The sequence below is a fragment of the Candidatus Thermoplasmatota archaeon genome (assembly GCA_018814355.1).
In the GTDB taxonomy this organism is placed as follows: Archaea; Thermoplasmatota; Thermoplasmata; order UBA10834; family UBA10834; genus COMBO-56-21.
Window position 1 is genome coordinate 1 of the sequence record JAHIZT010000070.1, and the last position, 2,589, is coordinate 2,589.

At 56.6% G+C, this 2,589-nt stretch carries 2 protein-coding genes; one reads left to right on the forward strand and one right to left on the reverse strand.

From position 1 onward, the window contains the following. A partial coding sequence (locus KJ653_04955) for an anion permease (GenBank protein MBU0685181.1) occupies window positions 1–1,047 on the reverse strand: 1,047 nt, incomplete at its 3' end. A gap of 484 nt (window positions 1,048–1,531) precedes the next feature. On the opposite strand from KJ653_04955, the gene KJ653_04960 reads away from it, so the two are divergent. Further along, window positions 1,532–2,589 (forward strand): catalase (locus KJ653_04960; GenBank protein ID MBU0685182.1); only part of this gene is annotated, 1,058 nt, incomplete at its 3' end.

Consider the following 2,589-nt stretch of genomic DNA (forward strand, 5'->3'; position numbering starts at 1 on the left):
GGACCTCGCGTCCTGCCAGTCCAGCGTGCGCGTGAGGAACAGGAGCACTGCTGCCGCGAGGGCCACGATCGTGGCGCTCATGAAACCCGGCTCAAACCCGAAGATCTCGCCTATTGTCGCGCCCGCAACCCAGAGGACGACCGTGGGGACGAATATGCCCATGGTCTTCTTCTCTCCCGAGGTGAGCGCGCCCATTTCTCTGAGCTCTGTCTTGATTGGCCCTATGTCGAGCGTCTTGGTCTTCACCGGAAAGATCCTCTGGAGGACGTACCACGAGAGGACGAGCAACATCATGCTCGTCGGGAAGCCGATCTTCATCCAGTCGACGAACGTCCAGGTCGTCTGCTGGGCTATGAGGGCGGACGCGACCGCATTCGGTGCGGAGCCCGTGACCGTCGCCATTCCCCCGATCGCAGAGCCGACTCCGATGCCTATCAGGAAGAGTACCGAGAGCCTGCCCTTCTCCTCTGTCACACGCGCCGCAATCCCGACTACCACGGGTATCAGGAGCGCCACCGTGGCGGTGTTGGATATCCACATGGAGAGCACCGCGGCCACGAGCATGAAGGATAGAAGAACCTTCGGGATGTCCCCGCCGAATTTCGATACGACATAGTATGCGAGCCTCCTGTCGACTCCGTGCTTCCGGAACGCCGCTGCGAGTATGAGGCCGCCCATGAGCAAGAAGACCACTGGATCCGCGAAGGGCATGAGCGCATCGCTCGGCACAGGGAATATGCCGTAGAATGTGAGCAGAACCGGGACGAGAAGCGCGGTCACGGGGAGCGGGAGCCCTCCCAACGTCCAGAGGAGAGAGACGCAGACGAAGGTGGCGAGGGCGTGCTGGATCTTCGGGTCGAGGTCGAGCGGGAGCACGGTGATGAGCGCGAGCACCGCGAACGGAAGTGTGACCTTGATGGACCTCTGAATGGTGCTTGGCAGCTTCGCGAAGAACTTGAAGAAGGTGGGTGACAGCTCGATGATTTCTCGACCGAGCCGGTCGATCTGCTTGAGCGGCATCGGCCGTCTCCTCGACTCGCTGCTCATGGCCGCCCCGTTAATCGCGTCCACATTATATCAAACCCTTGCAAGCTCGCAGGGCCCCAATCGAAAGAATCATGCTCGTCGAACGCGTACGATTGTGGGACCACGAGGTGTCGACCATGTTCAAGAAGAAAGCCACCAAGGCGAAGGCGGAGAGTCCACTGCGCACGAGCAAGAAGCCGTAGGAAGAAGGGAATGGCGCCTTTTGCACCATGGCAACGATGGGTATGAAATCCCATCATTCCATACCTGCGGCCAAAGCATTTGGTCTCAATGACCTGCGGATTCAGGATCAATATCCGGGCCCTCCCAGAACATCATGAAGACAGAAGCGCGGAAGTCCCCTATCATCGACCTGAAAAGCCTCTAAGGCAAGCATTCGATTCGAACCGTTAGGTCTTGCGAGGAGATGATGAACGAGCATGTTTGTCGCAATGTCTTAATACAGACCATGTCTCTGGTTTGCGTGCGTTTGGAGGAATGAAAGATGGCCGATGGCGGAAAGCCGAAAAGGAGGCTCACCAGAGCCTTCGGGATACCCGTGGGAGATGACCAGAACAGCCAGACTGCTGGAGAGCGAGGCCCAGTCCTTCTCCAAGATGTTCACTTGTTAGAGAAGTTGGGTCACTTCGACCGTGAACGAATTCCGGAACGAGTCGTGCATGCGAAAGGCGCAGGTGCAGGAGGATACTTCGAGGTCACAGCCGATGTCACCAAGTACACCAAGGCGAAGTTCCTGTCCGAGATCGGAAAGCGGACGGAGGTGTTTGTGCGGTTCTCCACCGTTGGAGGAGAGAAGGGGTCAGCGGATTCCGAGCGCGATCCACGAGGGTTTGCCGTCAAGTTCTACACCGAAGAGGGCAACTATGACCTCGTAGGGAACAACACACCAGTCTTCTTCATCCGTGACCCGATGAAGTTCCCGGACTTCATACACACTCAGAAACGGAATCCAGCCACGAATCTAAAGAATCCTGACATGTTCTGGGACTTCCTGTCCCTTACCCCTGAGTCGATTCACCAGGTCACGATATTGTTCTCTGATCGTGGTACTCCCGCAACCTACCGACACATGAACGGGTACAGCAGTCATACCTATAAGTGGTACAACGAGAAAGGAGACTACTTCTGGGTACAATACCACTTCAAGACGGACCAGGGCATAAAGAACCTCACAAGAGAGGAAGCCGAGGTGATGCGTGGCAGAGACCCCGATCATGCGACAAGGGATTTTCATGAGGCAATCGAACGAGGAGAGTATCCTTCGTGGACTCTGGAGATGCAGATAATGACTCCCGAACAGGCGAAGGACTATCGATTTGACATCCTCGACATCACGAAAGTGTGGCCCCATGGAGATTTCCCGCCGATCAAGGTTGGCAAACTGGTATTGAATCGCAATCCAGCGAACTATTTCGCGGAGGTTGAGCAAGCGGCCTTCTCTCCGAGCAACCTGGTTCCTGGCATCGCGGCATCCCCGGACAAGATGCTCCAGGCCCGTCTGTTCTCATATCACGATACGCACCTTCACAGGCTGGGACCCAA